Genomic DNA, 24,812 nt, shown 5'->3' with positions numbered 1-24,812 from the left:
TTCATCCTTTCTGTTTTTGTTTCTATAGACGAGTGATCAGAATACTTCACTGCCATTATAAAGAAAATAGAGAGAAATAAAAAAATAGAGAGTTCAAATCCTGTCAGCAGCTGCCTAAAGATTTTGTTTGGTATGATTTCGCCAGTAATTATGCTAAAATGAGTAAGGGTATTATTCGAAAGCATCAATATAAGTTAAATAGTAATCGATCAGGAGTGAAAGTTATGAATGGGTATTCAGTTGCAGTAGTTGGAGCCACTGGAGCAGTGGGAACCAAAATGATCAAAATGTTGGAAAACGCAGCTTTTCCAATCAAAGAGGTAACCTTATTGGCTTCTAAACGTTCAGCTGGGAAAAAACTACTTTTTAATGGCGAAGAAATTGAAATTCAAGAAACAACCAATGAATCATTTGATGGAATCGATATTGCATTATTTAGTGCGGGAGGAGACATATCAAAACAATTTGCTCCTGAAGCCGTGAAGCGCGGAGCAATCGTAATCGATAATACGAGTGCATACCGTATGGATCCAAAAGTTCCTTTGGTTGTACCTGAGGTGAATGCTGAAGCTTTAAAACATCACCAAGGAATCATTGCGAACCCTAATTGCTCGACCATTCAAATGGTAGCAGCCTTACATCCGATACGAAATAAATTTGGGCTGAAGCGAGTGATTGTTTCTACCTATCAAGCAGTCAGTGGTGCTGGAAATGCTGCTCTAAAAGAAATGCATGCTCAAGCACAGCACATGTTGAACGATGAGCCGTACGAAGCTCATATCCTGCCTTCTGGTGGAGACAAGAAGCATTTTCCAATCGCATTCAACGCGTTGCCTCAAATCGATGTCTTTGATGAAGAGGGGTATACAAAAGAAGAATGGAAAATGACGAATGAAACCAAAAAAATCATGGGAGACGATGCAATCAAAGTATCCGCTACATGTGTGCGGATCCCAGTGGTATTTGGCCATTCAGAATCCGTTTATATTGAAGTGAAAGATGAAACAGCTTCAGTGGAACAAATTCAATCGTTGCTAAATGAAGCTCCCGGAATCATTCTTCAAGATGACCCGACTCAACAGCTTTATCCCACCGCATTAGCTACACAGGGCGAAAAAGAAGTGTTTGTCGGTCGTATTCGAAAAGATTTAGACGATGAAGCTGGTTATCATATGTGGATCGTATCCGATAATTTATTAAAAGGTGCGGCATGGAATTCGGTACAAATAGCCGAAAAAATGCATGAATTAGGTTTATTAAGCGTCAAAGCGTAAAAAAATCGCATTACAGGAAGGTGAGAGTTTGGATATTCAACGTGCAAGAATCATTACAGCAATGGTCACTCCTTTTGATCAAGAAAATAAAGTAGACAATGAACAATTAAAAAGATTTATCGAATACTTAATTTCAACAGGCACTGAAGGAATCGTGGTCGGTGGCACAACAGGCGAATCACCAACCCTTTCCCATGACGAAAAATTGGCTTTGTATCAAAAAACGGTTGAATATGTTGCTGGACGTATTCCCATTATTGCAGGGACTGGTTCAAACAATACTGCTGAAACGATTTCTTTTACGCAAGAAGTGGAAAAAATCAACGGTATCGATGCAGCATTGGTTGTTACTCCATATTATAACAAGCCGAATCAAGCTGGATTATTCGCTCACTTTGAAGCTGTAGCCAAAAGTACCGCATTACCAATCATGATCTACAATGTTCCAGGCAGAACCAGTGTGTCGATAGATCCAGAAACGACTATTCGTTTATCTGGCATTGATAATGTGATAGGGATCAAAGAATGTGCAGGGTTGGATGCGATGAGCCAAATCATCTCACATACGTCTGAAGACTTTTTGGTTTACACCGGTGAAGATAATTTATCCCTTCCAGCTAAAGCCATTGGAGCCAATGGGGTGGTTTCGGTAGCCAGTCAAGTATTTGGTAAAGAAATGTCCGAGATGTACGACGCTTTAGAAGACGGGCAATTGAAACGAGCGGCTGAACTATCTGCTGAGCTGTTACCAAAAATGGACAGTTTGTTTTCTGTTCCTTCTCCGGCACCCACAAAATGTGTGTTGAATCACAATGGGGTAGCTGTTGGAGGATTGAGATTGCCTTTAGTAGAATGTACGCCTGAAGAAAAAGAAAGTATCTTAGCAATTTGTTATCCATAAAAGTATCAACAATGTAATGAAAGAAAACCAAAGAGGTGAAGTAATGAGTAAAGTTAAAATCATTCCACTTGGTGGCGTGCGTGAAAATGGTAAAAATATGTACGTTGTGGAAGTAGATGAAGAAATTTTTGTTCTGGATTGCGGATTGATGTATCCAGAAACAGAATTATTTGGAATCGATGTTGTCATTCCAAATTTTGATTATTTAGAAGCAAATAAAGATCGTGTTACTGCAGTGTTCTTAACACATGGACATGAAGATTCTATAGGAGCTTTACCGTATTTTCTGCAAAAATTCAATGTGCCGGTATTTGGTACTGAATTAACAATGGCGTTAGCTAAAATGAGTGTCGAAGAAAAAGGACAAGTGGCTCATTTTGATGATTACCATGTAGTCGATGAGCATACCGAAATTGAATTTGGCAACGCAGTAGTGAGTTTCTTTAGAACCACTCACTCTATCCCTGATTCTGTCGGAATCGTTGTTAAAACGGATGAAGGCAGCATTGTCTATACAGGAAACTTTAAGTTTGATCAGAGTGCTAAACCGATGTATAAAACAGATTTAAACCGCATCAGCGATATCGGCAGAAGCAATGTATTGGCACTGTTAAGTGATTCTAGTGAAGCTGAAAGTCCTGTTGAAAATGTGAGTGAATTGAAAGTTGCTGAAGAAGTATTGGATACTTTCCAAAATACAAATGGACGAATCATTGTGGCCGCTGTGGCCAGCAATATTCTAAGAATCCAACAAGTATTGGACGCAGCACATCGTTCCAATCGTAAAATCTTTATTACCGGAAAACATTTGGAAGAGATTGTCGACAAAGCATTAAAATTAGACAAATTGCAATTGCCAAGCGATGAATTGATCGTTTCTGTAAAAGAGATTGAAAAATACGAAGACCAAGAAATCGTTGTACTTGAAACAGGGAGCACCGGCGAACCGATCCAAACCTTACAACGTATGGCAAAAGGCAAGCATCCGCAAGTGAATATCAAAGAAGGCGATCTAGTTTATATCGTGACTAGCCCTTCAAATGAAATGGAAGTTACAGTAGCCACTACTGAAAATATGGTTTACCGTGCTGGTGGAGAAGTGAAACAAATCACCGATAATCTGAAAGCTTCTGGACATGCTACACCGAACGATCTGAAGTTGATGATTAACTTGATCCAACCGAAGTACTTCATCCCTGTAACGGGAGAGTACCGTATGTTAGCAGCTCATGCTGACTTGGCTCATGAAGTAGGGATCTCATATAAAAATATCATTATTCCTGGCAAAGGAGATATCATGGAATATTCTCATAACCGCTTGACAATGTCTGGTCAAGTAGAATCTGGGAATACTATGGTAGACGGTATTGGAATCGGGGATATTGGAAATATTGTCTTGCGTGACCGTAAGCTATTGTCTCAAGATGGGATTCTGATCGCTGTGGTGACAATTAATCGTAAAACAAAAGAAATTACGTCTGGTCCACAAGTCATGACTCGTGGTTTTGTATACGTCAAAGAAAATACGCAATTGATTGAACAAAGCAGCGAAATGGTCCAAAAAGTCGTTGAAGAGAACTTACAGCAAAATGAATTTGAATGGGGAGCTTTGAAGCAAGACATCAGAGACTCATTAAGCAAATTCTTGTTCGATAAGACACGCAGAAGACCGGTTATCTTACCGATCATTATGGAAGTCAGCAATTCAAAACGCAGAAGATAAATTAAGGCATAGGCTAGGACATTTGTCCTAGCCTTATTTAAAACCCTTAATGGGTCGTTCAAAAAGTGGTTCTACAATATTTGACGTTGGTAAGTAAAAAAATTAATTCTAAACTTTTTAGAAGCTCATTCCTAGAAATTTATGGAGGACTATGGGGTTGCTTGTAGCCATGGAAAAGGAAGCAATGGGAATTACTTAGCGTTAGGCTTTAGCCGTTACGCTAAGTTTGAAGCTTGCAAGTCTTGAGATGTGGTTTTCAGCTCAAGGCGGTCCCATGGCGGTCCATAAGCAACCCCATAGGCTGGAGGAAATTTCTCTACCAACGCTAGAAGATGAAGAACCCAAAAAGTTTAGAGAGGACAAAATATGAAAACAGACCTTCAAAAAGAGATTTTAAAGCAGACAGAACAGTTTGTCTTTCAGTTATTGAAGAAAGACGCTTCCGGACATGATTGGTGGCATATTCATCGTGTACGTAATCTAGCCTTGCAAATGGCAGCTGAAGAACCCGGGGAAGTAGATGCTTTTATTTGTGAGATGGCTGCATTGCTGCATGATGTCCCAGATGAAAAATTAAATGAGACACCTGAAGCAGGAGAAAAAAAATTAACCGATTGGTTGAATCAGCTATCTTTAACCCACGCCGAAAAAGAGTCTCTTTTATTTATTGTGCTGAACTTGTCCTATAAAGGTGGAACCAATAAAATAGAGATGACTTCTATAGAGGGAAAACTCGTGCAAGATGCAGATCGGTTAGATGCCATTGGAGCAATCGGTATTGCCAGAACAATGGCTTATTCGGGTTCCCGTGGTCGGTTGATTCATGATCCTTCTAAAATGCCGAGAGAAGGGGTATCTTACGAAGAGTATCGATCTGGAGAAGATACAGCGATCATGCATTTTTATGAAAAATTATTAAAGTTGAAAGACACGATGAATACTCAAACAGGAAGATCTTTTGCTGAAAACAGACACCAGTTTATGGAACAGTTTTTGCAAGAATTTTATTTGGAGTGGGATGGGTTGAAGTAATCAGAGTATTGCAAATCAGAGAAATTAAGAACGTTTCAAGAGACATTTATTAGTCCTGTCTGTTATTCTTATACTGAAAAAGAATAATGAAAAAGGCAAGGTGAAGGGCTATGGAAAAGATAATTCTAAGAGAAGCGGTTATAGAAGATGCTCCAAAATTAGAAAATTATGCCATTGATTCAAATTCTTATATTGTTAAGCCAATGGATGCTTTAACCGAGAGTATGCATGAAACTGAAAAACACCCGATTTTGATTTTAAAGGGGCAGGAATTGATTGGTTTTTTTATCCTTCAACTTGGAGTAGGGGTGTCCACTTTTACAGACAATCCAAAAGCAATTCTATTTAGAGCACATTCGATTGATTTGAATTATCAAGGAGAAGGATATGCTAAAAAGTCTTTAGAACTGCTGCCCGACTATGTGCGCTATCATTATCCCATGATCAACGAAATTGTGTTGTCTGTCTCTATAGACAATATCAGCAGTCAAATGCTGTATATTCAATCAGGTTTTTCAAATACTCAACAACGGATCAACATAGGGGACAGTATAGAATTTGTATTAGCTAAAAAGTTAGACTAATCAAATCGTTTCAACCCGGAGAGCAGTATTGACAAGGGTTGAAATATTCGGTATAGTGAATAGGTAAAAACTGAATGAACGTCCATCACAAAGGGGTGCTTTTTTAAGCTGAGATTGAATCGATGATTCTGACCCTTCGAACCTGTTCGTTAGCACGAGCGTAGGAATTGTGACAGAGCACAAAAGTATGTAGTCTAATTACTCAAGTGATCTCCTCCTTTGTTGTTTGGCATTGTTCAAATTATAAAGGAGGTTTTTTTATGCGCAACAAAAAGTTTGGTGTGTGGATAGAAGGGACGATTATAGCTGCTTTAGCCATTGTATTATCGCTTATCCCAACAAATATCGGTCCGTCTTTTACAGTTTCATTAGGGATGGTGCCTCTCACGCTTTATGCGTTTAGGAGAGGTTTTGTTCCAGCAGTTTATGCTGGTTTTTTATGGGGGATCTTGCATTTTGTAATTGGTAATGCCTATATTCTAAGTCCTTTACAAGGATTTATTGAATATTTTATTGCCTTTGCCTTTGCAGGTTTCGGAGGATTATTTGCTGCTAAAATCCATTCGCTCAGTCAAACCGATCAGACGGTTAAATTGAATCTGTACATTGTTCTGGGAACATTTTCCGGTACGATGGCACGATTCTTCTGGCATTTTGTAGCAGGTTATTATTTCTGGGGCAGCTACGCACCAGAAGGAATGAGTGCTTTGCTGTATTCTTTCGTGACACAGATTTTGAGTGGAGTAATCACAGCGGTCGTAGTCAGCATCTTACTGATAGCGATCAAAAAAACAGCACCACAATTATTTTCATCAACAACACGTTAATACAAGATCAAAGGACGGGATATTACTATCTCGTCTTTTTTTTTAAAGCTAAAAAGAGTTGTCGGTCAAAATTATGATTGACTTTTTTTTCGACTAGTACATACTAAATAAGTAATGTTATCCTTTTTAGGAGAATGCATTAAGCAACCCATAAGGAAGTGAAGCACATATGACAAAAAATAAAAGTGAAAAAAAGAAATCCCAATGGAGTACCGTGATTCTTGTAATGGGAGGTTCAGCAATTATTGGTTTAACGATTGGTTTTGTTGCAGGAGTATTTTTGGAAACTGATGCAATTGAATTAAATTTAAGTCTGTTGTTTATTGGGTTCATAGCTTTTTTTATCAGTTATTTGATACATATTTTACTTCATGAAATGGGTCATTTGGTATTTGGATTGATGACCGGCTATGCTTATGTTTCTTTCCGAATAGGTTCCTTGACGTTAGTCAAAGAAGAAGGAAGTATCCAACAAAAACGAATGAACTTACCTGGTACAGGAGGACAATGTTTGATGTCCCCTCCTGCATACAACGAGGGTGATTTTCCATTTGTGTTATATAATTTAGGCGGAGTTTTAATGAATGCAGTGCTTTCTATCGCACTATTTGGGCTAATCTTTAACGGTGTATTTTCCCCCCCTATCTTGATGACAATTTTGAGTGCTTTTGCATTAGCAGGTTTGTTTACAGCAGCAACCAATGGAATTCCGATGAAAATGGGAGGCATACCAAATGATGGCTACAATTTGTATTTGTTGTTAAAAAACCAAGAAAATAAATACGCTTTTTACACCCAACTCAAAATAAATGCTTTGATGACACAAGGAAAACGAGTGAAAGATATTCCGCTAACAACTCTTCAATTAGAAGGAGAAAAAGACTATTCCAATCCTTTAAAAGTCGCCATGTATTTATTGGAATATAACTGGTATATAGATCAGTTGAAATTTGAAGAAGCGAGACTATGCTTAACAGCTTTTGATCCGTATATAGAAGAAATGTCAGTGTTATATAAGAATGAATTAACTTGTGAACGCTTGTTTTTAGAGTTGATTCAAGATGCAGACCCATTCGTAGTGAAGAAATTTTATACCAAAGAATTACAGAAATACATTAAAATGACGACTTATTTGCCGAATAAGAAACGGTTAATGATGGCTTATGAAGCTTTCCATCAACGGAATTACCCCAAAGCTATGGAATATTATAATGAATTGCAGAAAACCGCGACTATATACCCTGTAAAAGGCGAATCAGCTATGGAACGGATATTGGGAGAGTGGATAAAAGAAAAAATGTCCTTTCTTACTATGGCTGATGAGAAAAAAGAGTATGATAGCTAAGGTGATGACACGACAAGTCGATATCTATTTGTTCAATGAGGAGTGCTTTTATTTGAAGAAAAAGAATGTTGGAAAGAGATGTGAGTTTTAATGAATTACGTTTTTTATTTTATTTCATTATTATTAACGGTTAATACTGTATTTGCAGCTGTTACAGTGTTTCGAGAAAAGAGAGATATTGCAGCTACTTGGGCGTGGTTGCTGGTATTAAACTTTTTGCCGGGTATAGGATTTATCATTTATTTTTTTATTGGCAAAAAGATCTCCAGAGAAAAGATTTTTGATATACAAGCTCAAGAAAGTATCGGTATGCCAGAGTTGGTGGAAGCTCAGAAACAAATGCTGATCGAAGAAGAAAAATTGTTGTCTAGCCAACAGTCCACTGAGGATTCGAAAGAAATTACCAGTTTGTTTTTGGAAAGCAGCGAATCCATGTTAACAAAAGGAAATGTCGTAGAAATGTTTACAGACGGCAAAGAAAAATTTAAATCGCTGATTCGCGATATTTACAAAGCAGAAAATCATATTCATATGATTTATTACATATTTCATAATGATCAGATAGGAAATATGGTATTGAAAGCTTTAGAAGATAGAGCAGCAGCAGGCGTAGAAGTCTTGGTCATTTACGATGCATTAGGCTCTCGCGCTTTGAAACTGGCTTCATTTAAAAAATTAAAAGAATTAGGCGGACAAGTCGAGACCTTTTTTGGATCAAAATTGGGCTTGATCAATTTTCGAATTAACTTCCGAAATCATCGCAAAATTGTCGTTATCGATGGAAAAATCGGGTATATCGGCGGCTTTAATGTAGGAGACGAATACTTGGGCAAAGACAAGAAATTCGGCTATTGGCGAGATACTCATTTAAAAATAATCGGAAATGGAGTGCTGGCCTTGCAAAGTCGGTTTATCATGGACTGGAATGCAGCTGTACCTACCAATAAAATAGAATATGAAGAGAGGTATTTTCCTTATATCCAACGAAAAGGGAAAACCAACCTGCAGATCGTATCCAGTGGTCCAGATACAGAGATCCAACAAATAAAAAAAGGGTACATCAAAATGATCAGTATGGCAGATAAAACTGTTTATATCCAAACCCCTTATTTTGTGCCAGATGATGCACTGATTGAAACGTTGCAAATAGCTATTATGTCGGGAATAGATGTTAAAATTATGATTCCCAATAAGCCGGACCATCCTTTTATTTACCAAGCTACGTTATCGTATGCAGCGCAAATGGTAGATGCGGGAGCAGAAGTGTACATCTATGATAATGGATTCCTGCACAGTAAAACGATCGTCATCGACGGAGAAATCTGCTCAGTGGGTACAGCCAACTTTGATATCCGAAGTTTTAAACTGAATTTTGAAGTAAATGCTTTCATGTATGACCCGGCAATAGCCAAGCAACAAGAAGCTTATTTCTTTAAAGATATGGAAAAAAGTTATTTATTTACGAGGGAATTAATCGAAAAACAATCTTCATGGGTCAAATTCAAACAAAGTTTCTCACGTTTATTGTCACCGATTTTATAATAAGTAAAGGCTATCAAAAGGAAGCAGGTTAATCAACTACTTCCTTTTTTTGCATCCTTGTAAATGAAGCAGTTTATTTTGAAAATGTTATGAAAACTTGTGTTTGAGCAGATTATTTGTAATTTCTTTCCATTTATGCAACACTTGTATAAAGTACAATTAAAAATAAAACCTAAAGAGGTGGACTAAATTGATCGAATTTAAGAATGTATCTAAAATATATAAAGACGGCACAAAAGCAGTAGAAAATATAAATTTAACCTTTAATGATGGGGAGTTTATTGTTTTTATTGGAACGAGTGGGAGTGGGAAAACAACTTCTATGCGGATGATCAATCGTATGATCGAACCTAGTAAAGGCCAAATTCTGATTGATGGGGAAGATATCATGAAGAAGGATGCAGTTGAACTGCGTAGAGGAATCGGCTATGTGATTCAACAAATCGGACTTATGCCGCATATGACGGTTTATGAAAACATTACTTTGGTTCCGAAATTGTTGAAATGGCCAGAGGAAAAGAAAAGGGAAAGAGCAGAAAGATTGATCAAACGAGTGGATCTGCCTAAAGAGTTCTTAGATCGTTACCCTAATGAACTTTCTGGAGGGCAACAACAACGGATTGGTGTTATTCGGGCATTAGCTGCTGATCAGGATATTATTCTCATGGATGAACCTTTTGGTGCGTTAGACCCGATCACGAGAGATGCTTTGCAAGAATTGGTCAAGCACCTTCAAGAAGAGATGGGACGCACCGTTGTTTTTGTTACTCACGATATGGACGAAGCATTGCAATTGGCTGACCGTATTGTCATTATGCAGAATGGTCAAGTGGTGCAATTTGACACTCCTGAAAATATTTTAGCCAACCCCGCAAATCAATTTGTTGAAGATTTCCTCGGAGAAGACCGCTTATTGCAAGCTAGACCTTCCATTCAGACTGTTGACCAAATCATGATCAAAAATCCCGTTTCTGTAACTCCAGGGAAATCTTTACAAGATGCTATTCGATTGATGCGCGACCGTAAAGTAGATACCTTATTTGTTACTGATGACTCAGGTGTTTTAAAAGGAATGGTAGGACTGGAAGACATTGACCGTTACCGCAGAACAGCGACCAGTGTTGGTGATGTGATGCAAGGTGAAATCCGCTTTGTCCGTTCGGGCACATTGTTGCGTGATACTGTTCAACGTATGTTGAAAATCGGATTTAAAAATATCCCGGTCGTAAATCAAAAAGGGAAATTGATTGGATTGGTAACAAGAGGTTCTCTTGCAGAAATCGTGTACGACAATATTTGGGGAGATCTGGAAGAAGCAAAAGATATTCCCTTGGGAACTACTCCTGAAATAAGTGGAGAGCAATAGAAAGGACGGGTATGCATGATAGATTTTTTAACTGACAATGGTTCGCAACTTCTATTATTGACATGGGAGCACCTATATATATCCGCTATTGCTTTAGTTTTAGGGATACTTGTAGCTGTACCCATCGGAGTTATACTGACTAGATATAAACGAATCGCAAGTGGGTTCATTAGTGCAATCACAGTGTTGCAGACTATACCATCACTAGCTTTATTGGCCTTAATGATTCCATTGTTCGGAATTGGAAAATTCCCAGCTATTATTGCGTTATTTTTGTATTCTTTGATGCCAATATTGAGAAATACGTATATTGGGATGGAAGGAGTAGACAAAGATTTGATCGATGCAGCTAAAGGGATGGGAATGACTAATAGGCAATTGATTTTCTCTGTTGAGTTGCCGCAAGCAGCTCCTGTTATCATGGCTGGCATACGTTTATCTGGTGTGTATGTTATTGCATGGGCTACTTTAGCTTCTTACATTGGCGGAGGCGGTTTAGGCGACTTTATCTTTAACGGCTTAAACTTATATATTCCCGAGTTGATTATTGGTGGAACGATCCCTGTTACCATACTAGCGTTGCTGGTAGATTTTCTTTTAGGAAAAGTAGAAGAAAAAGTCACTCCAGTCAACTTGCGAACTGCGAAATAGGAGGATACAACATGAAATATTTGAAGAAGAAAAAAACGATTGCCTTGTCGCTTTTTAGCGCGTTGGCTTTAGCAGGGTGTTCTCTACCAGGTCTTGGAAGCGGGACATCTGGTGAAGTAATCACAGTAGCTGGTGTAACTTCGACAGAAGGATTGATCATGAGTTATGTAGTTGAGGGAATGGTCGAGCATTATATGGATGATATAGATGTTCAAGTCATCAATAATTTAGGTTCTTCAACAGTAAGTCATCAGGCTTTATTAAATGGAGATGCAAATATTGCTGGTGTTAAATATACTGGGACTTCATTGACGGGAGAATTAGGTCTTGCGCCGATCACAGATCCTGAAGAAGCCCTGAAAGTAGTTGTGGAAGGGTTCCAAACGGAATTTGATCAAACGTGGTTCCCTTCATATGGGTTTGCTAACTCATATGCCTTTATGGTGACACAAGAAACAGCTGATGAATATGATTTGGAAACAATCAGTGATTTGGAACCATACGCTCAAGATATGCAGGCTGGTGTGGACAATTCGTGGATCGAACGAGAAGGAGACGGGTACGATGCTTTCTTAGATACTTATGGATTTGACTTTAACAGAGTTTACCCTATGCAAATCGGTTTGGTTTATGATGCTTTGGCCGCTGGGGAAATGGATATCATCTTAGGTTATTCTACAGATGGACGTATTGCCAGTTATGATCTGGTAGTTCTAGAAGACGATTTGAGGTTATTTCCTCCTTACGATGCAAGTCCTGTTGCTACTAATGAGGTATTAGAAAATTATCCCGAATTAGAAGAAATTTTATTGAAACTAGAAGGAACGATCAGTGAAGAACAGATGCAAACAATGAATTATGAAGCAGACAACAATTTAAAAGAGCCGCAAGTAGTTGCGGAAGAATTTTTACAAGACAACAACTATTTTGAAGATACGTCAGTTTCTACGAACGGAGGGGAATAGCATGAATATTACAGACATGAATGTTTTCGAGCAATTGATTTATTATTTCTCTCAAAACGGTGCTTATGTGTGGAGTCAATTTATTCAGCATTTTTTGATGTCGATATATGGCGTTTTATTTGCAGCCATCATTGGTATCCCAATCGGTTTTTGGATTTCCAGACATGGAAATTTAGCTAAATGGGTAATCGGGATAGCCAATGTGCTTCAAACGATCCCTTCCTTAGCTATGCTGTCGATATTGATGTTAGGTTTTGGTTTAGGAGCTACAACCGTAGTCGTGACGATTTTCCTTTATTCTCTACTGCCGATTCTAAAAAATACCTATGCGGGAGTCCGAAGTGTAGATGACAGTTTGCTAGACACTGGAAAAGGTATGGGAATGACAAGAAGGCAAGTCACTACAATGGTAGAATTGCCGTTAGCTTTATCGGTTATCATGGGTGGAATTCGTAATGCCCTTGTAGTTGGTATTGGTATCGGAGCCATAGGAACCTTTATTGGTGCTGGAGGATTAGGGGACATTATCGCAAGAGGGGTTAATGCCACTGATGGTGGAGCGATTATCCTAGCTGGTGCTATTCCAACTGCTTTAATGGCTGTTATTGCCGATGTCGTTTTAGGATGGATCGAAAAAAAATTAGATCCGACACAATCCACCCGATTGTTCGAGTCAAAGGTAGCGCAACCAAAAAATTAAGCACTAAAAAACAAAAGATACAGGGTTCATTTATACGGAATCCTGTATCTTTTGTTTTTTTTTTGAGTTATTTAGCAGTGCGTTTTGTCAATTGGATATAGCGAATTTCATCCATTTTGATCATAGAGATTGTTTTTTTATCTAAACTAGACAGAATAATTTTCTCGTTATCTTTAGGAGAGATCATTAGTTTTCCAGTGTATTCATGAAAAGCGAAACTGTTGCTTCGATCAGTGGTTTGAATGATAATGGGTTTGGATTTTAAGTGAGCCTGTTCTAAAAAATAAAGGATTTGTTCCATTGGCATTTGGGGCAGTAGAGTGGGTGAAGCGGCATCTGTCAAAAATAATTTTGTTTTTTGCAAAAAGCTAAAAGCAGATAATGTTACGGCACTATTTTTTTCCATGTGTGCATCCTCCAAACATTTGTTCGTTTTCTATATTATACGAACAAATGTTCAATAATGCAATCTTTTATTTTCTCTTTTTAATTTTCGCAAAACCTGTCATAATAAAGAAGGAATAAAATACTAAAGGTCGGAGTGAGTTGAATGAGTTATAAATTGATCACAGATTCTTGTTGCGATTTGCCTTATACATTTATTGAAGAACAAGACATCGATGTAGTGAATTTAACTGTTCATATGAATGGAAAAGAATTGGTTGATGATATGGGCAAAATATTTGACCGCAATCAATTTTTTCAAGAATTAAAAGAAGGAGCTATGGCTACTACTTCTCAAATCAATATTGGTACATATATCGATGTGTTTGAAAAGTACGTAAAAGAAGAGATTCCTGTTTTGTATATAGCTTTTTCTTCAGCTTTAAGTGGTTCTTACAATAATGCTGTTGCGGCTGTAGAACAATTAAAAGAAGACTATACAAATGTGAATATCACTATTGTAGATTCCAAAGCTGCTTGTCTAGGAGAAGGTTTACTAGTTTATGAAGCTGCGATGCGCAAATCAGCAGGAGCTTCAATAGAGGAAGTTGCTAAATGGCTGGAAGACAATAAAATGAAGCTCCATTCGTGGGTCACTGTTGATGACATTAAACATTTGGAACGCGGAGGAAGAGTCTCTGCGTTATCAGCTACTTTAGGAACGTTATTGAACGTAAAACCTATCATAGTTGTTAATCCGGCAGGAGGTTTAGTACCAGCTGGTAAAGTCCGAGGACGTAAAAAGTCTTTACACCATTTAGTGAGTAAAACCGTTGAAGGAATTATAAACCCTGAACAACAAACCATTTTTATTGGGCATGTAGGTGTACCAGACGAAGCTGAGATGGTAAAACAAGAACTCCTAGAGCAAATCACTGTAAAAGATATCAAGATTTATCCGTATGGACCAACGATTGCGTCTCATACTGGGTATGGTTCACTCTCGATTTTTTCTATGGGAGAAGAAAGAGTATAAGAGACGTTAGTTATTATTGATTAAATATTTTTAAGCGTGTAAAGTTGGTATATGTTATACTATATATATTGTTGTAACAGTAAAAAAGTGCTATTATTTTTAGTATGTAGGAAATGTCCAGAGTAAGATAAATTCTATATAGAGTAATGCAATTGTTACTCATTATTAAAAAAACTTAACGCCCTGATTGAATAACCGATATAGATCTTGCATGCTTAGTCTATATTGACGAAATAATTCGATTGTGTTAATGTTTTATTAGTTAAATAAGCAAAATCGGTTGGGCATTAGCTTTCAAGAAGACGTCTTCTAGGGTGAGAAGATTCTTCTTTGCTGATGTCTTTTTTTGCACTTTTAAGGGGGTGAAGGAATGGGACTCGAAGCTGTTGAATATGTTAAACAAGCTGAAGAAAAAATTGAAGAATTGCGAAAAAATAGTCAATCTGAAGCAGGGAAAATTGTTTCAGATGCTGAAAAAACAATTCAACACAATAAAGAAATCCTTGAACAAGATTTAACGAAATTTGAAGAGGATGAAAAAGAGAAATACAGCACATTGTTAGCAAATGATAAACAGGTTATTGCAGAGGAAGTTGCTCAAGAAAAAGAGAAGATTCAACAAGTTGTTGAAAAGAATAAAGATGAAGTTGTCAATGAACTATTGAAGGTGGTGTTTAAACGTTATGGCAATAGCTAAAATGAAACAAATAACACTTTTAGCGGAACAAGCCAATAAAGAGCAGCTTTTAAAAGCAGTACAAGAGTTGCAAAAGCTTGAACTATTTGATTTGTCAACTTTAGAAGAAACTGAATTACTTGATTATTATTCTCGTGAAACTCTACCTCAAAACAGAGGCATCTATGAGGAAAATATGAAAACGATTCAAAGTACATTGGCTTATCTAAATCAATACGTCAAACAACCCAGTGCTTTGAAAAAAATGCGACAAGGAAGAAAAGAGTATACACTAAAAGAATTGGAACAAAAAGTGGCTGATTTTCCTTTAGATCGAGTAATTGATGAAGTTAGACAAATCGAAAAAGAAATAATTGATATTAATCAACAACGGAAAAGTTTAACAGATACCGAAAACTTTTTAAGAAGATGGGAACGGTTGGACTTTAATCCAAATGATTTAGATGACTTTAAGGTAACTACCGGCAGGATAGGAGTTATTTCATCAGTAAATGCTGATAGTTTTAACGCCGCTTTAAAAGATTCCGGTTTTGCTTATGTGGAAGAAATTTTCCGATACAAAGATGAAGCAGCTTATTTGGTTATTGCGCCATCTGATTCATTTGCTGAAGTAAATGAAGTGTTAAATCAATTTCAATTTACAAATCTGAATTATCCTTATCACTCTTTGCCAAAAGAAGAGCTGAAGTCAGTTTTAAGCTCTTTGAATAAACTTTCTGAAGAAGAAAAACAATTGAAAGAAAAACTACGTAGTTATAACTCAGATATAGATCACTTAAAACTATCAGAAGAATATTATTTCAACTTAGTTCAACGTGAGAATGCTAAATCTTTGTTATTAAATGGAAGCAGTTTGTTTATTTTAAATGGGTGGCTTGAGGAAGAAGAAGTTTCTGATTTAACTACTTTATTAGATAAACATATTGGGCAAGAAAATTATGCGATTATGTCTGACGACATCCGCAGTAAAGACTATGCTTTTGTTCCAACAGTGTTGAAAAATAATGCTGTCGTTGAGCCTTTTGAAAGTGTTACAGAGATGTACAGTTTACCTAAGTATAATGATATAGACCCTACACCTTTTATGATGCCTTTCTATCTTGTTTTCTTTGGTATGATGAGTGCTGACTTAGGCTATGGTCTTGTACTGATGATCGGAACATTTGTGGCAATGAAATTTATGAAGTTAGACAAGGGTATGGGGAGATTTATACGATTTTTCCATTTACTTTCTTACTCAGTCATTGTTTGGGGTCTTATTTATGGAAGTTTCTTCGGTGCAACGTTACCGATACAATTGCTCTCTACGACGGATGATGTGATTACCATCCTTATTGTGTCAGTTATCTTTGGTTTCATTCAAATGGTTTATGGTTTAATGATAAATGGAGTAGTGAAATGGAAGCAGCAACAACGAGCTTCTAGTTACATTGATGGCTTAGCGTGGGCTGGAGTGTTAATCGGTTTAGCTCTTTTAGTAGTAGACATGATGATCATGCCAAATCCTGTGATACGCATCATATCCTATATCCTAATTTTTGCAAATGTCATTGGTATTATTTTAGTTTCTACTATGGCATCTAAAAATAAAGGACTTGGATTTGCATTAGGTCTATATAACTTATACGGGGTTACCGGATATGTAGGTGATTTAGTAAGTTATACTAGACTAATGGCTCTGGGAGTTTCAGGTGGTAGTATCGCAGTTGCCTTTAATATGATTGTACAATACCTTCCTACTCCAGCTCGATTCAGTATAGGTATCGTTCTCATCATAGCATTGCATTCACTAAATATTTTCTTAACCTATTTAAGTGCGTACGTGCATACTGCTCGTTTGCAATATGTTGAGTTTTTCGGCAAGTTTTATGAAGGTGGCGGTAGAGCTTTATCTCCACTAAAAACACTCGAAAAACATATTTATCTAAAGAAAGACTCAAAGTAAGATCAAAATAAAAAAAACAATTTAATTATAAATGGAGGAATTACAAATGGAAAACTGGTTAACATTTTTTGCTGAAAATAATGGTGGTTTAATGTTCGCTGCTTTAGGTGCAGCTATGGCAACAATCTTTGCAGGTATTGGATCATCTAAAGGTGTTGGGATGACAGGGGAAGCAGCTGCTGCTTTAACAACAGAACAACCGGAAAAATTTGGTCAAGCGTTGATTCTTCAATTGCTTCCAGGTACTCAGGGGCTTTATGGTTTCGTTATCGCCTTCTTGATTTTCTTAAATACAGGTGCAGACACTACTTTAGCACAAGGTATGTACATGTTTATGGCATCATTACCAATTGCATTTACTGGTTTGTTCTCAGGTATTTCTCAAGGACGTGTTGCTTCTGCAGGTATCCAAATTTTAGCTAAAAAACCTGAACATGCAACTAAAGGGATTATCTATTCTGCCATGGTAGAAACTTACGCTATCTTAGGATTCGTTATTTCATTCTTACTTGTATTAAATGGCTAATGATTCATTCTATAGTCTATAAAGTAAAACAGAATGGAGGGAAAACATGGCTGACTTAAAATTACTCACAGATCGATTAATGGAAAATAAACGATCAGAAATCCAAGTCGTTATTCAAGAAGCTGAAAAAGAAGCGCAACAATTAATCCAAGCTTCAAATGAGAACTTGGCAACCGAAAAACAAAGACGTCAAGAACGAATTCAGGCTGAACAAATGGCTCAATATGAAAAAGATAAAAATGCTTTATCCAATCAAAAAAGAAATCAATTGTTAGCTGAAAAACAACAAGCTATAACTGCTGTATTCGATTCAGCTAAAGAAAGAATGGAACAATTGAATCAAGAGGAATTCCAACAGTTTCTAGCTGCTGTTTTGGAGCAATACGAAAACAAAGAAGTAGAACTAGTGGTTGGAGAAAAATCTTGTTCATTTGTTTCTTCTCAATGGATAGAAAAGCAGAATCAAGCAGGGAAAGCTGTTCGTCTAAGTGATGAGCAAGTTTCTAAAAAAGCAGGATTTGTTATTCGTCACAAAGGTATCGACTACAATTACATTTTTGATGCTTTAGTCGATGATACGAGAGAAGATGTCTTACCAACTGTATCGCAAAAATTGTTTCAATAAGGAGGAGAATAAATGAAAGATACAGCATTTGCTGGATCGAATGCAAGAATCCGCGTTTATGAGAGCAGTCTCCTTCAAAATGATCAATTTGAACGTATGTTGCAAGCCAATAGTTTTGAAGAAGCAACTCTGGTCTTAAAAGATACTCCTTACCGTAATGATGTAGAAGAACTTTTAGAAACAAGAGATTACGATGCCTTGCTGACGAAAGAATTGCAACGTGTCTATGCAGAAATGTTTGCACTAAGTCCTGATCCTGACTTAGTGGAACTGTTTTCATTGCGGTATACGTATCACAATCTAAAAGTTTTATTTAAAGCTAAAATCACAGGAGAAGACTTTGACTCAATGCTGATTCCGATCGGGAAGGTACCAATGTCTGCTTACCGACAAGCTGTTGAGGTGGGTACCTCAGAAGACTTGGATCAAGCGTATATCGACAGCATACAAGAAGTTTTAATTGCAGAGGAAGAATACCACAATATTCAATCTGTAGACATTATCTTGGATCGTCGTTATTTTACTCATTTAAGATGGTTGGCTGAAAGAATAGGTAATGCAAAAATTCTTGATTTTGTGAAATATTACATTGACTTGAATAACTTATCTACTTTATCCAGAGCCATTAAACAACAAAAAAGCCGTAATTTCTTAGTCACTATTTTGTCCAGCTCTGGTAATATTCCAAAAGAAGAATTAGTAGAGTTAGGCAAAGAGGATCTAGAAAGTGCTGGGAAAATCTTATCTGAAGGTAATTTTGCTTCTATTGTGCAAGCTTCATTGGACACTGAAACACATGAGTTATCTCCAGTAAAAGTTGATTTAGAAACAGATAATGCTGTGATGGAAACGATGCAAAAAGCTAAATTACAGCCTTTTGGTCCGCTCCCATTATTAGCCTTTATTCACGCTAAAGAAACAGAAGTTAAAAACTTGCGGATGATTTTGGCAGGGAAAGAAAACGGCCTGCCAATAGAGAGCGTAAGAGAAAGGATGCGTATGAATTATGGCTCATAAAATTGGAGTAGTTGGAGATAAAGACTCTATCTTACCATTTAAAATGTTGGGCTTTGATGTTTTCTACGCATCTGAAGCCAAAGAAGCCAGAAAAACGGTTGATCACTTAGCCAAAAATGAGTATGGCATTATTTACCTCACTGAAGCATTGGGGGAAAAGATACCAGATACGATTAGTCGTTATGACAGCAAAATACAACCCGCAATTATTTTGATCCCCAATCATACTGGAACATTGAATATTGGGAAAAAACGCATTCAAGATAATGTTGAAAAAGCAGTGGGACAAAATATTTTATAGGAGGTAACCAGTTTGGATAAAGGAAAAATTGTAAGTGTCTCTGGGCCGCTTGTTACGGCTGAAGGCATGGAACATGCCAATATTCAAGATATCTGTAGAGTCGGGAATCTTGGATTGATTGGTGAAATTATTGAAATGCGAGGAAGCATTGCCTCCATTCAGGTATATGAAGAAACTTCAATGGTAGGACCAGGAGAACCAGTAGAAACAACAGGAGAAGCTTTATCTGTTGAACTTGCACCTGGGATTATGTCACAAATGTTTGATGGAATCCAAAGACCCTTAGATACTTTCTTGAATCGCGCAGAAAGTAACTATCTAAGTCGTGGTGTTTCTATTGAACCCCTAGACCGTGAGAAAAAATGGAAATTCAAACCAGCAGTTACTATTGGAACTAAAGTATCTACTGGAGATGTTATTGGACATGTTCAGGAAACACCAGTTGTGGACCATAAAATTATGGTTCCTGTGGGAGTAGAAGGAACAGTAACAGCTATTGAAGCTGGACAATTCAACATTACAGAAACGATCTACGTACTTGAAACAGAAGAAGGCAAAAAAGAATTTACGATGACTCAAAAATGGCCTGTTCGTAAGGGACGCCCAGCAGCTCGTAAATTAAACCCTACAACGCCTTTAAAAACAGGACAACGTGTTATCGATACGTTATTCCCAGTTGCTAAAGGTGGTTCAGCTGCTGTTCCAGGTCCTTTCGGTGCTGGAAAAACAGTTGTACAACACCAAATCGCAAAATATGCCGATGTAGATATCGTAGTATATGTTGGGTGTGGAGAACGTGGAAACGAAATGACGGACGTTATCAACGAATTCCCTGAATTGATTGATCCGAATACAGGCGAATCGATTATGGCACGTACGATTTTGATTGCCAATACTTCAAACATGCCCGTTGCAGCTCGTGAAGCTTCTATTTATACAGGGATTACGATTGCAGAATACTTCCGTGATATGGGATATAGTGTGGCTATCATGGCTGACTCTACTTCTCGTTGGGCAGAAGCGTTGCGTGAAATGTCTGGACGTTTAGAAGAAATGCCAGGGGATGAAGGTTATCCAGCTTATTTAGGAAGTCGTTTAGCTGAATTCTACGAACGTGCTGGAAAAGTTGTTGCTTTAGGTAATGAAGGCAGAGAAGGGAGCATCACTGCTATTGGGGCTGTTTCGCCTCCGGGTGGAGATACTTCTGAACCGGTTACTCAAAATACTATGCGTGTAGCAAAAGTATTCTGGGGACTAGATGCAGGTCTATCAAGAAAACGTCACTTCCCAGCCATTAACTGGTTGGACTCTTATTCACTTTATGTAAATGAAATGACAGCTTACATTGGTGAAACATTAGGTGTTGACTGGAACAAAATGGTTACTCGCAGTTCTTCTTTACTACAAGATGAAGCAGAACTACAAGAAATCGTTCAATTAGTTGGGGCAGAATCATTATCTGAAAGAGACCGCTTGAAATTAGTTATTGCACGTATGATCCGTGAAGACTACTTGCAGCAAAATGCTTTTGATGATGTAGATTCCACCACTTCTATCCAAAAACAATACGAAATGTTGCACACAATTCTGACTTTTGAAGAAGAAGCGAAAAAAGGAATGGAATTAGGCGCCTACTTTGATGAAATCATCCAAGGCACGGTAGACGTAAGAGAACGTATTGGTCGCGGTAAGTTCTTACCTGAGAATAAAATTGCTCAATTTGCAGACATACGTAACTCTATTCAAGAAACCATTCACCAAGTTGTTGAAAAAGGAGGAATGGATACAGATGCTTAAAGAATACCGTACAATCAATGAAGTTGTAGGTCCTTTGATGACTGTTGAAGGTGTCGAAGGGGTTAAATTTGATGAATTAGTAGACATTCAAATGCAAAACGGTGAAAAACGCAGAGGCCAAGTTTTAGAGATCAATGGCGACAAAGCCATGGTTCAAATCTTCGAAGGTCCTTCTGGAATCAACTTACGTGACACCAAAGTCCGTTTCACCGGTAAACCTTTATCTTTGGGAGTTTCTGAAGACATGGTTGGTCGTGTGTTTAACGGGATGGGTGAAGTAAACGACGGTGGCCCAGAAATTATTCCGGAAAAAACCTTAGATATCAATGGTGAAGCGATTAATCCTATGGCTCGTGACTACCCGGATGAATTTATTCAAACCGGTATTTCAAGTATTGACCACCTGAACACATTAGTTCGTGGACAAAAATTGCCCGTATTTTCTGGATCAGGTTTACCACATAAGGAATTGGCTGCTCAAATCGCTCGTCAAGCTTCAGTATTGAATTCTGACGAAAAATTTGCGGTTGTCTTTGCTGGTATCGGGATCACTTTTGAAGAAGCTGAATTCTTTATGGAAGACTTCCGTAAAACAGGTGCTATTGACCGTTCAGTAGTTTTCCTTAACTTAGCAGATGATCCTGCTATTGAACGGATCGCTACTCCACGTATGGCTTTGACAGCAGCTGAATATTTGGCCTATGAAAAAGGAATGCACGTGTTGGTTATCATGACGGACATGACAAACTATTGTGAAGCATTACGTGAAATTTCTGCTGCTCGTCGTGAAGTTCCTGGGCGTCGTGGATATCCTGGATATTTGTATACCAATTTGGCAACATTGTTTGAACGTGCTGGCCGTTTAGTTGGTTCAGAAGGTTCTGTAACACAAATTCCTATTTTAACTATGCCAGAGGATGATATTACTCATCCAATCCCTGACTTGACTGGTTACATCACTGAAGGACAAATTATTCTTTCTCGTGAGTTGTACAACAACAATGTTGAACCTCCAATCGATGTATTGCCTTCATTGTCTCGTTTGAAAGATAAAGGGACTGGGGAAGGTAAAACCAGAAAAGACCATTCTGCTACGATGAACCAATTGTTTGCTGCTTATGCAGAGGGGAAACAAGCTAAGGAATTAGCAGTTGTTTTAGGAGAATCTGCTTTATCCGATACAGACAAAAAGTTTGCAGCATTTGCGACTCAATTTGAGGAAGAATATGTAAACCAAGGATTCTATACAAACCGTACTATCGAAGATACGCTGGACTTGGGATGGAAATTGTTGTCAATCTTGCCTAGAACTGAATTGAAACGGATTAAAGATGATATGTTAGATGAATACTTACCAAAAGGGGAGTGAACCTAAATGGCTAAGTTGAACGTTAATCCGACACGTATGGAACTGGCGAACTTGAAAGACCGATTGAGTCTGGCAAGTCGTGGGCACAAATTATTAAAAGATAAACAAGATGAATTGATGCGTCAGTTTATTGAATTGATCAAAAAAAACAATCAACTGCGTACTGTGGTAGAAGACAAGCTGATTTCTGCAATGCAATCTTTCGTCATGGCGAAATCATTGCTGAATGAAAAATACATTGAAGAATTGGTGGCAGTTCCTCCACGCACGGTTAATTTAAGTGTTTATGAAAAAAATATTATGAGTGTTAACGTTCCGGTAATGAATTTTGATTACTCCGAAGAAGATGACAATACCAGTGATGTTTCTTATGGTTATTTAAATTCCAATAGTGAATTAGATGTTTCTATCGAAGAAATGTCAGCTGTTATGAAGGAACTTTTGGAGTTGTCAGAAATCGAAAAAACGTGTCAATTATTGGCGGATGAAATTGAAAGCACAAGACGTCGAGTGAATGCATTGGAATACCGCACTATTCCACAATTGGAAGAAACCATTTATTTCATTCAAATGAAATTAGATGAAAGCGAACGAGCTGAAATCACTCGATTGATGAAAGTGAAGGATATGGGGTAATCGGTAGTTGTTTACTGCTCATCCTTTGGTGCTAGTCTGTAAGGAGAAGAAAGAAGACCAATTTGGTTTTCTTTCTTCTCTATTTTTTTGACCCATAAGGAGGTAAAATGCGCTTTTCTTTCAGATAAGACTGAATTCCAGTTATACTGTAAGTAATACGTACTATAGGAGCGGATTAGTTTATGAAGGAAGCAGAAACCTTATTACAACCTCAATCAGAAGACAAAAAAATAGCCCTGGTTCTTGGTGGAGGCGGTGCGCGTGGTTCTTATCAAGTTGGCGTTTGGAAAGCATTGAAAGAGTTGGGAGTAGCGTTAGATATTATTACAGGTACCTCTGTAGGAGCTTTGAACGGGGCGGTGATTTTACAAGGAGATTATGAACTAGCTGAGCGGATGTGGAAAGAATTAGAAGTCAATCACGTTGTAGAGTTTGAGTTGTCTTCCAAGCCGTCTAATTTTAACGAATACAGTGAGATATTATGTAAATTCTTATTAACGGCCATAAAAAACAGAGGGATAAGTTCTAAGCCGCTGCTGACTTTAATTAGAGAGTACATCATTAAAGAAAGTGAAATTCGAAAGAGCGGGATTGAATTTGGACTGACAGTTACTGAAATGGTCAGCAGAGAAAGACAGATTTTTTACCTTGAAGATATTCCGGAAGGGCAGTTGGATCTTTATCTTTTAGCGAGCGCATCCCTGTATCCTGCTATGTCTGCTACAATGATTGAAGATAAAGAATATATAGATGGAGGCTATAGCGAAAATGTTCCGGTAGATGTGGCTCTTAAACGGAATCCCACACACCTCATCATTGCAGACATCAACATCAACGGGAAAGTCCGAAACTATTCTGTCCCTGATAATGTTGAATCGTATCATATTACCAGCAAGTGGCCCTTAGGAGATATGTTGTTGTTCGACGGAAATCGAGCTGAAGTCAATATTCAACTAGGCTACTTGGATGCCATGAAAAAATTTGGCAAGTACGAAGGTTCGTGGTATACATTTGACAAAAGAAGCTTTCAAGATCATTATAATCAGTTTTATAAAGAAGTGGCTTTATTTCTTGAACAGTCACAGCAGCAGATAAAAAATTATTTGCTAGACGAAAAAAATCAGCGGTTTTTATTGGAACAATTGAATATCAACTGGTATGGCAGAGTTCAAAAAGAAGCATTTACTTATGCTTTTCATGAATTGACAGGTAAGATGTTTCATCTGCACCCAACAAAAGTTTATACGTTTGATGAATTTGAAAAAGAAGTTAAAGCGAAATATGAACAAATGACTCAAAAAATGTCTTTTGATGATGTCATCGCAGTTATTCAAAATTCGGGAACGAGTGATATCATCAAGACAGCTAAAGAATGGCAAGAAGAATTTAGAGAAAGTATTCCTTTATTATCCAATCTTAAAGTATGTTTTTATTTCTTATCGATTTTAGAAAACCAGCATAAAAATGAATTGAACGATTGGAAAGTCCAATTGATAATTCGTGTTCGTCCATATCCTTTTTTAATTGCGTTATTTCTATTCTTTTTAAACAAAAGAGGCTAGTTTCTAT

The 24,812-nt window shown here is 37.5% G+C and carries 24 protein-coding genes, 1 riboswitch and 1 other annotated feature; of the genes, 23 read left to right on the top strand and 1 reads right to left on the bottom strand.

The window, feature by feature from the left end; genetic code table 11:
- Positions 1 to 224: 224 nt before the first annotated feature.
- The 12 genes from ACEN4L_RS00670 to ACEN4L_RS00615 all read left to right on the top strand — a co-directional run bounded on the left by ACEN4L_RS00670 (position 225) and on the right by ACEN4L_RS00615 (position 12,910).
- Positions 225 to 1,274, top strand: a complete 1,050-nt coding sequence (locus tag ACEN4L_RS00670; RefSeq protein ID WP_407095418.1) for an aspartate-semialdehyde dehydrogenase — start codon at positions 225 to 227, stop codon at positions 1,272 to 1,274.
- Between the two features lie 28 nt (positions 1,275 to 1,302).
- Entirely contained in the window at positions 1,303 to 2,175 is an 873-nt protein-coding gene (gene dapA, locus ACEN4L_RS00665) for a 4-hydroxy-tetrahydrodipicolinate synthase (RefSeq protein WP_407095415.1), read from the top strand.
- A gap of 43 nt (positions 2,176 to 2,218) precedes the next feature.
- Positions 2,219 to 3,898 carry a ribonuclease J gene (locus ACEN4L_RS00660; protein WP_407095413.1) on the top strand — a complete coding sequence of 560 codons (1,680 nt, stop codon included), beginning with the start codon at positions 2,219 to 2,221 and terminating at the stop codon, positions 3,896 to 3,898.
- A gap of 366 nt (positions 3,899 to 4,264) precedes the next feature.
- Positions 4,265 to 4,930, top strand: a complete 666-nt coding sequence (locus ACEN4L_RS00655; protein ID WP_407095411.1) for an HD domain-containing protein — start codon at positions 4,265 to 4,267, stop codon at positions 4,928 to 4,930.
- A 110-nt stretch (positions 4,931 to 5,040) separates the two neighbouring features.
- Positions 5,041 to 5,514, top strand: a complete 474-nt coding sequence (locus ACEN4L_RS00650; protein ID WP_407095410.1) for a GNAT family N-acetyltransferase — start codon at positions 5,041 to 5,043, stop codon at positions 5,512 to 5,514.
- Positions 5,515 to 5,595: 81 nt separating this feature from the next.
- Positions 5,596 to 5,698, top strand: a riboswitch (TPP riboswitch).
- Between the two features lie 76 nt (positions 5,699 to 5,774).
- Positions 5,775 to 6,341, top strand: a complete 567-nt coding sequence (gene thiT, locus ACEN4L_RS00645) for an energy-coupled thiamine transporter ThiT (protein WP_407095409.1) — start codon at positions 5,775 to 5,777, stop codon at positions 6,339 to 6,341.
- 169 nt (positions 6,342 to 6,510) lie between these two features.
- Positions 6,511 to 7,686 carry a hypothetical protein gene (locus ACEN4L_RS00640; RefSeq protein ID WP_407095408.1) on the top strand — a complete coding sequence of 392 codons (1,176 nt, stop codon included), beginning with the start codon at positions 6,511 to 6,513 and terminating at the stop codon, positions 7,684 to 7,686.
- A gap of 90 nt (positions 7,687 to 7,776) precedes the next feature.
- On the top strand, positions 7,777 to 9,228 hold the full coding sequence (gene cls / locus ACEN4L_RS00635; protein ID WP_407095406.1) for a cardiolipin synthase: 1,452 nt from the start codon (positions 7,777 to 7,779) through the stop codon (positions 9,226 to 9,228).
- A gap of 190 nt (positions 9,229 to 9,418) precedes the next feature.
- On the top strand, positions 9,419 to 10,594 hold the full coding sequence (locus ACEN4L_RS00630; RefSeq protein WP_407095403.1) for a betaine/proline/choline family ABC transporter ATP-binding protein: 1,176 nt from the start codon (positions 9,419 to 9,421) through the stop codon (positions 10,592 to 10,594).
- 15 nt (positions 10,595 to 10,609) lie between these two features.
- Positions 10,610 to 11,245 (top strand): ABC transporter permease, encoded by a 636-nt coding sequence (locus ACEN4L_RS00625; RefSeq protein WP_407095401.1) that lies wholly within the window; start codon positions 10,610 to 10,612, stop codon positions 11,243 to 11,245.
- Positions 11,246 to 11,265: 20 nt separating this feature from the next.
- Complete coding sequence (locus ACEN4L_RS00620; protein WP_407095563.1) at positions 11,266 to 12,210, top strand: osmoprotectant ABC transporter substrate-binding protein; 945 nt, start codon at positions 11,266 to 11,268, stop codon at positions 12,208 to 12,210.
- 1 nt (position 12,211) lies between these two features.
- Positions 12,212 to 12,910 carry an ABC transporter permease gene (locus ACEN4L_RS00615; RefSeq protein WP_407095399.1) on the top strand — a complete coding sequence of 233 codons (699 nt, stop codon included), beginning with the start codon at positions 12,212 to 12,214 and terminating at the stop codon, positions 12,908 to 12,910.
- Between the two features lie 67 nt (positions 12,911 to 12,977).
- On the opposite strand, the gene ACEN4L_RS00610 is transcribed toward ACEN4L_RS00615, so the two are convergent.
- Positions 12,978 to 13,316 (bottom strand): hypothetical protein, encoded by a 339-nt coding sequence (locus ACEN4L_RS00610; protein ID WP_407095397.1) that lies wholly within the window; start codon positions 13,314 to 13,316, stop codon positions 12,978 to 12,980.
- A gap of 144 nt (positions 13,317 to 13,460) precedes the next feature.
- Between ACEN4L_RS00610 and ACEN4L_RS00605 the strand changes: the two genes are divergently transcribed.
- The 11 genes from ACEN4L_RS00605 (at position 13,461) to ACEN4L_RS00555 (ending at position 24,805) form a co-directional block, all read left to right on the top strand.
- Positions 13,461 to 14,330 carry a DegV family protein gene (locus tag ACEN4L_RS00605; protein ID WP_407095396.1) on the top strand — a complete coding sequence of 290 codons (870 nt, stop codon included), beginning with the start codon at positions 13,461 to 13,463 and terminating at the stop codon, positions 14,328 to 14,330.
- A gap of 278 nt (positions 14,331 to 14,608) precedes the next feature.
- Positions 14,609 to 14,654 (top strand) — a sequence feature (sodium ion sensor (DUF1646 type); this cis-regulatory element may regulate processes involved in with the transportation of sodium ions).
- 46 nt (positions 14,655 to 14,700) lie between these two features.
- Entirely contained in the window at positions 14,701 to 15,027 is a 327-nt protein-coding gene (locus ACEN4L_RS00600; RefSeq protein WP_407095395.1) for a hypothetical protein, read from the top strand.
- The gene (locus ACEN4L_RS00595; RefSeq protein ID WP_407095393.1) at positions 15,014 to 16,972 is read left to right on the top strand and encodes a V-type ATP synthase subunit I; all 1,959 of its coding nucleotides are present in this window, start codon (positions 15,014 to 15,016) and stop codon (positions 16,970 to 16,972) included. The genes ACEN4L_RS00600 and ACEN4L_RS00595 overlap by 14 nt, the downstream gene beginning before the upstream one ends.
- A gap of 46 nt (positions 16,973 to 17,018) precedes the next feature.
- Entirely contained in the window at positions 17,019 to 17,498 is a 480-nt protein-coding gene (locus ACEN4L_RS00590; RefSeq protein ID WP_407095392.1) for a V-type ATP synthase subunit K, read from the top strand.
- Between the two features lie 46 nt (positions 17,499 to 17,544).
- Positions 17,545 to 18,123 (top strand): V-type ATP synthase subunit E, encoded by a 579-nt coding sequence (locus tag ACEN4L_RS00585; RefSeq protein WP_407095391.1) that lies wholly within the window; start codon positions 17,545 to 17,547, stop codon positions 18,121 to 18,123.
- A gap of 12 nt (positions 18,124 to 18,135) precedes the next feature.
- Entirely contained in the window at positions 18,136 to 19,140 is a 1,005-nt protein-coding gene (locus ACEN4L_RS00580; RefSeq protein ID WP_407095389.1) for a V-type ATP synthase subunit C, read from the top strand.
- Positions 19,130 to 19,441: a V-type ATP synthase subunit F gene (locus tag ACEN4L_RS00575; RefSeq protein ID WP_407095388.1), complete on the top strand. Its 312-nt coding sequence runs from the start codon at positions 19,130 to 19,132 to the stop codon at positions 19,439 to 19,441. Before ACEN4L_RS00580 ends, ACEN4L_RS00575 begins: the two co-directional genes overlap by 11 nt.
- Before the next feature lie 12 nt (positions 19,442 to 19,453).
- Entirely contained in the window at positions 19,454 to 21,238 is a 1,785-nt protein-coding gene (locus ACEN4L_RS00570; RefSeq protein WP_407095386.1) for a V-type ATP synthase subunit A, read from the top strand.
- On the top strand, positions 21,231 to 22,607 hold the full coding sequence (locus tag ACEN4L_RS00565; protein WP_407095384.1) for a V-type ATP synthase subunit B: 1,377 nt from the start codon (positions 21,231 to 21,233) through the stop codon (positions 22,605 to 22,607). Before ACEN4L_RS00570 ends, ACEN4L_RS00565 begins: the two co-directional genes overlap by 8 nt.
- Before the next feature lie 6 nt (positions 22,608 to 22,613).
- Positions 22,614 to 23,243: a V-type ATP synthase subunit D gene (locus ACEN4L_RS00560; RefSeq protein ID WP_407095382.1), complete on the top strand. Its 630-nt coding sequence runs from the start codon at positions 22,614 to 22,616 to the stop codon at positions 23,241 to 23,243.
- A gap of 182 nt (positions 23,244 to 23,425) precedes the next feature.
- The gene (locus tag ACEN4L_RS00555; protein ID WP_407095380.1) at positions 23,426 to 24,805 is read left to right on the top strand and encodes a patatin-like phospholipase family protein; all 1,380 of its coding nucleotides are present in this window, start codon (positions 23,426 to 23,428) and stop codon (positions 24,803 to 24,805) included.
- Positions 24,806 to 24,812 lie beyond the last annotated feature (7 nt).

This window comes from Desemzia sp. FAM 23988 (assembly GCF_045528365.1).
In the GTDB taxonomy this organism is placed as follows: Bacteria; Bacillota; Bacilli; order Lactobacillales; family Carnobacteriaceae; genus Desemzia.
This window is presented reverse-complemented; position numbering and strand designations above follow the sequence as displayed.

What these genes read in the sequence shown, in the direction of transcription:
- ACEN4L_RS00625 (WP_407095401.1), top strand. Translation starts at nt 10,610, where the DNA reads ATGATAGATTTTTTAACTGACAATGGTTCGCAACTTCTATTATTGACA.
- ACEN4L_RS00610 (WP_407095397.1), bottom strand. Translation starts at nt 13,316, where the DNA reads ATGGAAAAAAATAGTGCCGTAACATTATCTGCTTTTAGCTTTTTGCAA.
- thiT (WP_407095409.1), top strand. Translation starts at nt 5,775, where the DNA reads ATGCGCAACAAAAAGTTTGGTGTGTGGATAGAAGGGACGATTATAGCT.
- ACEN4L_RS00575 (WP_407095388.1), top strand. Translation starts at nt 19,130, where the DNA reads ATGGCTCATAAAATTGGAGTAGTTGGAGATAAAGACTCTATCTTACCA.
- ACEN4L_RS00615 (WP_407095399.1), top strand. Translation starts at nt 12,212, where the DNA reads ATGAATATTACAGACATGAATGTTTTCGAGCAATTGATTTATTATTTC.
- ACEN4L_RS00670 (WP_407095418.1), top strand. Translation starts at nt 225, where the DNA reads ATGAATGGGTATTCAGTTGCAGTAGTTGGAGCCACTGGAGCAGTGGGA.
- ACEN4L_RS00655 (WP_407095411.1), top strand. Translation starts at nt 4,265, where the DNA reads ATGAAAACAGACCTTCAAAAAGAGATTTTAAAGCAGACAGAACAGTTT.
- ACEN4L_RS00595 (WP_407095393.1), top strand. Translation starts at nt 15,014, where the DNA reads ATGGCAATAGCTAAAATGAAACAAATAACACTTTTAGCGGAACAAGCC.
- ACEN4L_RS00560 (WP_407095382.1), top strand. Translation starts at nt 22,614, where the DNA reads ATGGCTAAGTTGAACGTTAATCCGACACGTATGGAACTGGCGAACTTG.
- ACEN4L_RS00580 (WP_407095389.1), top strand. Translation starts at nt 18,136, where the DNA reads ATGAAAGATACAGCATTTGCTGGATCGAATGCAAGAATCCGCGTTTAT.
- ACEN4L_RS00590 (WP_407095392.1), top strand. Translation starts at nt 17,019, where the DNA reads ATGGAAAACTGGTTAACATTTTTTGCTGAAAATAATGGTGGTTTAATG.
- ACEN4L_RS00565 (WP_407095384.1), top strand. Translation starts at nt 21,231, where the DNA reads ATGCTTAAAGAATACCGTACAATCAATGAAGTTGTAGGTCCTTTGATG.
- ACEN4L_RS00640 (WP_407095408.1), top strand. Translation starts at nt 6,511, where the DNA reads ATGACAAAAAATAAAAGTGAAAAAAAGAAATCCCAATGGAGTACCGTG.
- ACEN4L_RS00585 (WP_407095391.1), top strand. Translation starts at nt 17,545, where the DNA reads ATGGCTGACTTAAAATTACTCACAGATCGATTAATGGAAAATAAACGA.
- ACEN4L_RS00600 (WP_407095395.1), top strand. Translation starts at nt 14,701, where the DNA reads ATGGGACTCGAAGCTGTTGAATATGTTAAACAAGCTGAAGAAAAAATT.
- cls (WP_407095406.1), top strand. Translation starts at nt 7,777, where the DNA reads ATGAATTACGTTTTTTATTTTATTTCATTATTATTAACGGTTAATACT.
- ACEN4L_RS00605 (WP_407095396.1), top strand. Translation starts at nt 13,461, where the DNA reads ATGAGTTATAAATTGATCACAGATTCTTGTTGCGATTTGCCTTATACA.
- ACEN4L_RS00660 (WP_407095413.1), top strand. Translation starts at nt 2,219, where the DNA reads ATGAGTAAAGTTAAAATCATTCCACTTGGTGGCGTGCGTGAAAATGGT.
- ACEN4L_RS00555 (WP_407095380.1), top strand. Translation starts at nt 23,426, where the DNA reads ATGAAGGAAGCAGAAACCTTATTACAACCTCAATCAGAAGACAAAAAA.
- ACEN4L_RS00650 (WP_407095410.1), top strand. Translation starts at nt 5,041, where the DNA reads ATGGAAAAGATAATTCTAAGAGAAGCGGTTATAGAAGATGCTCCAAAA.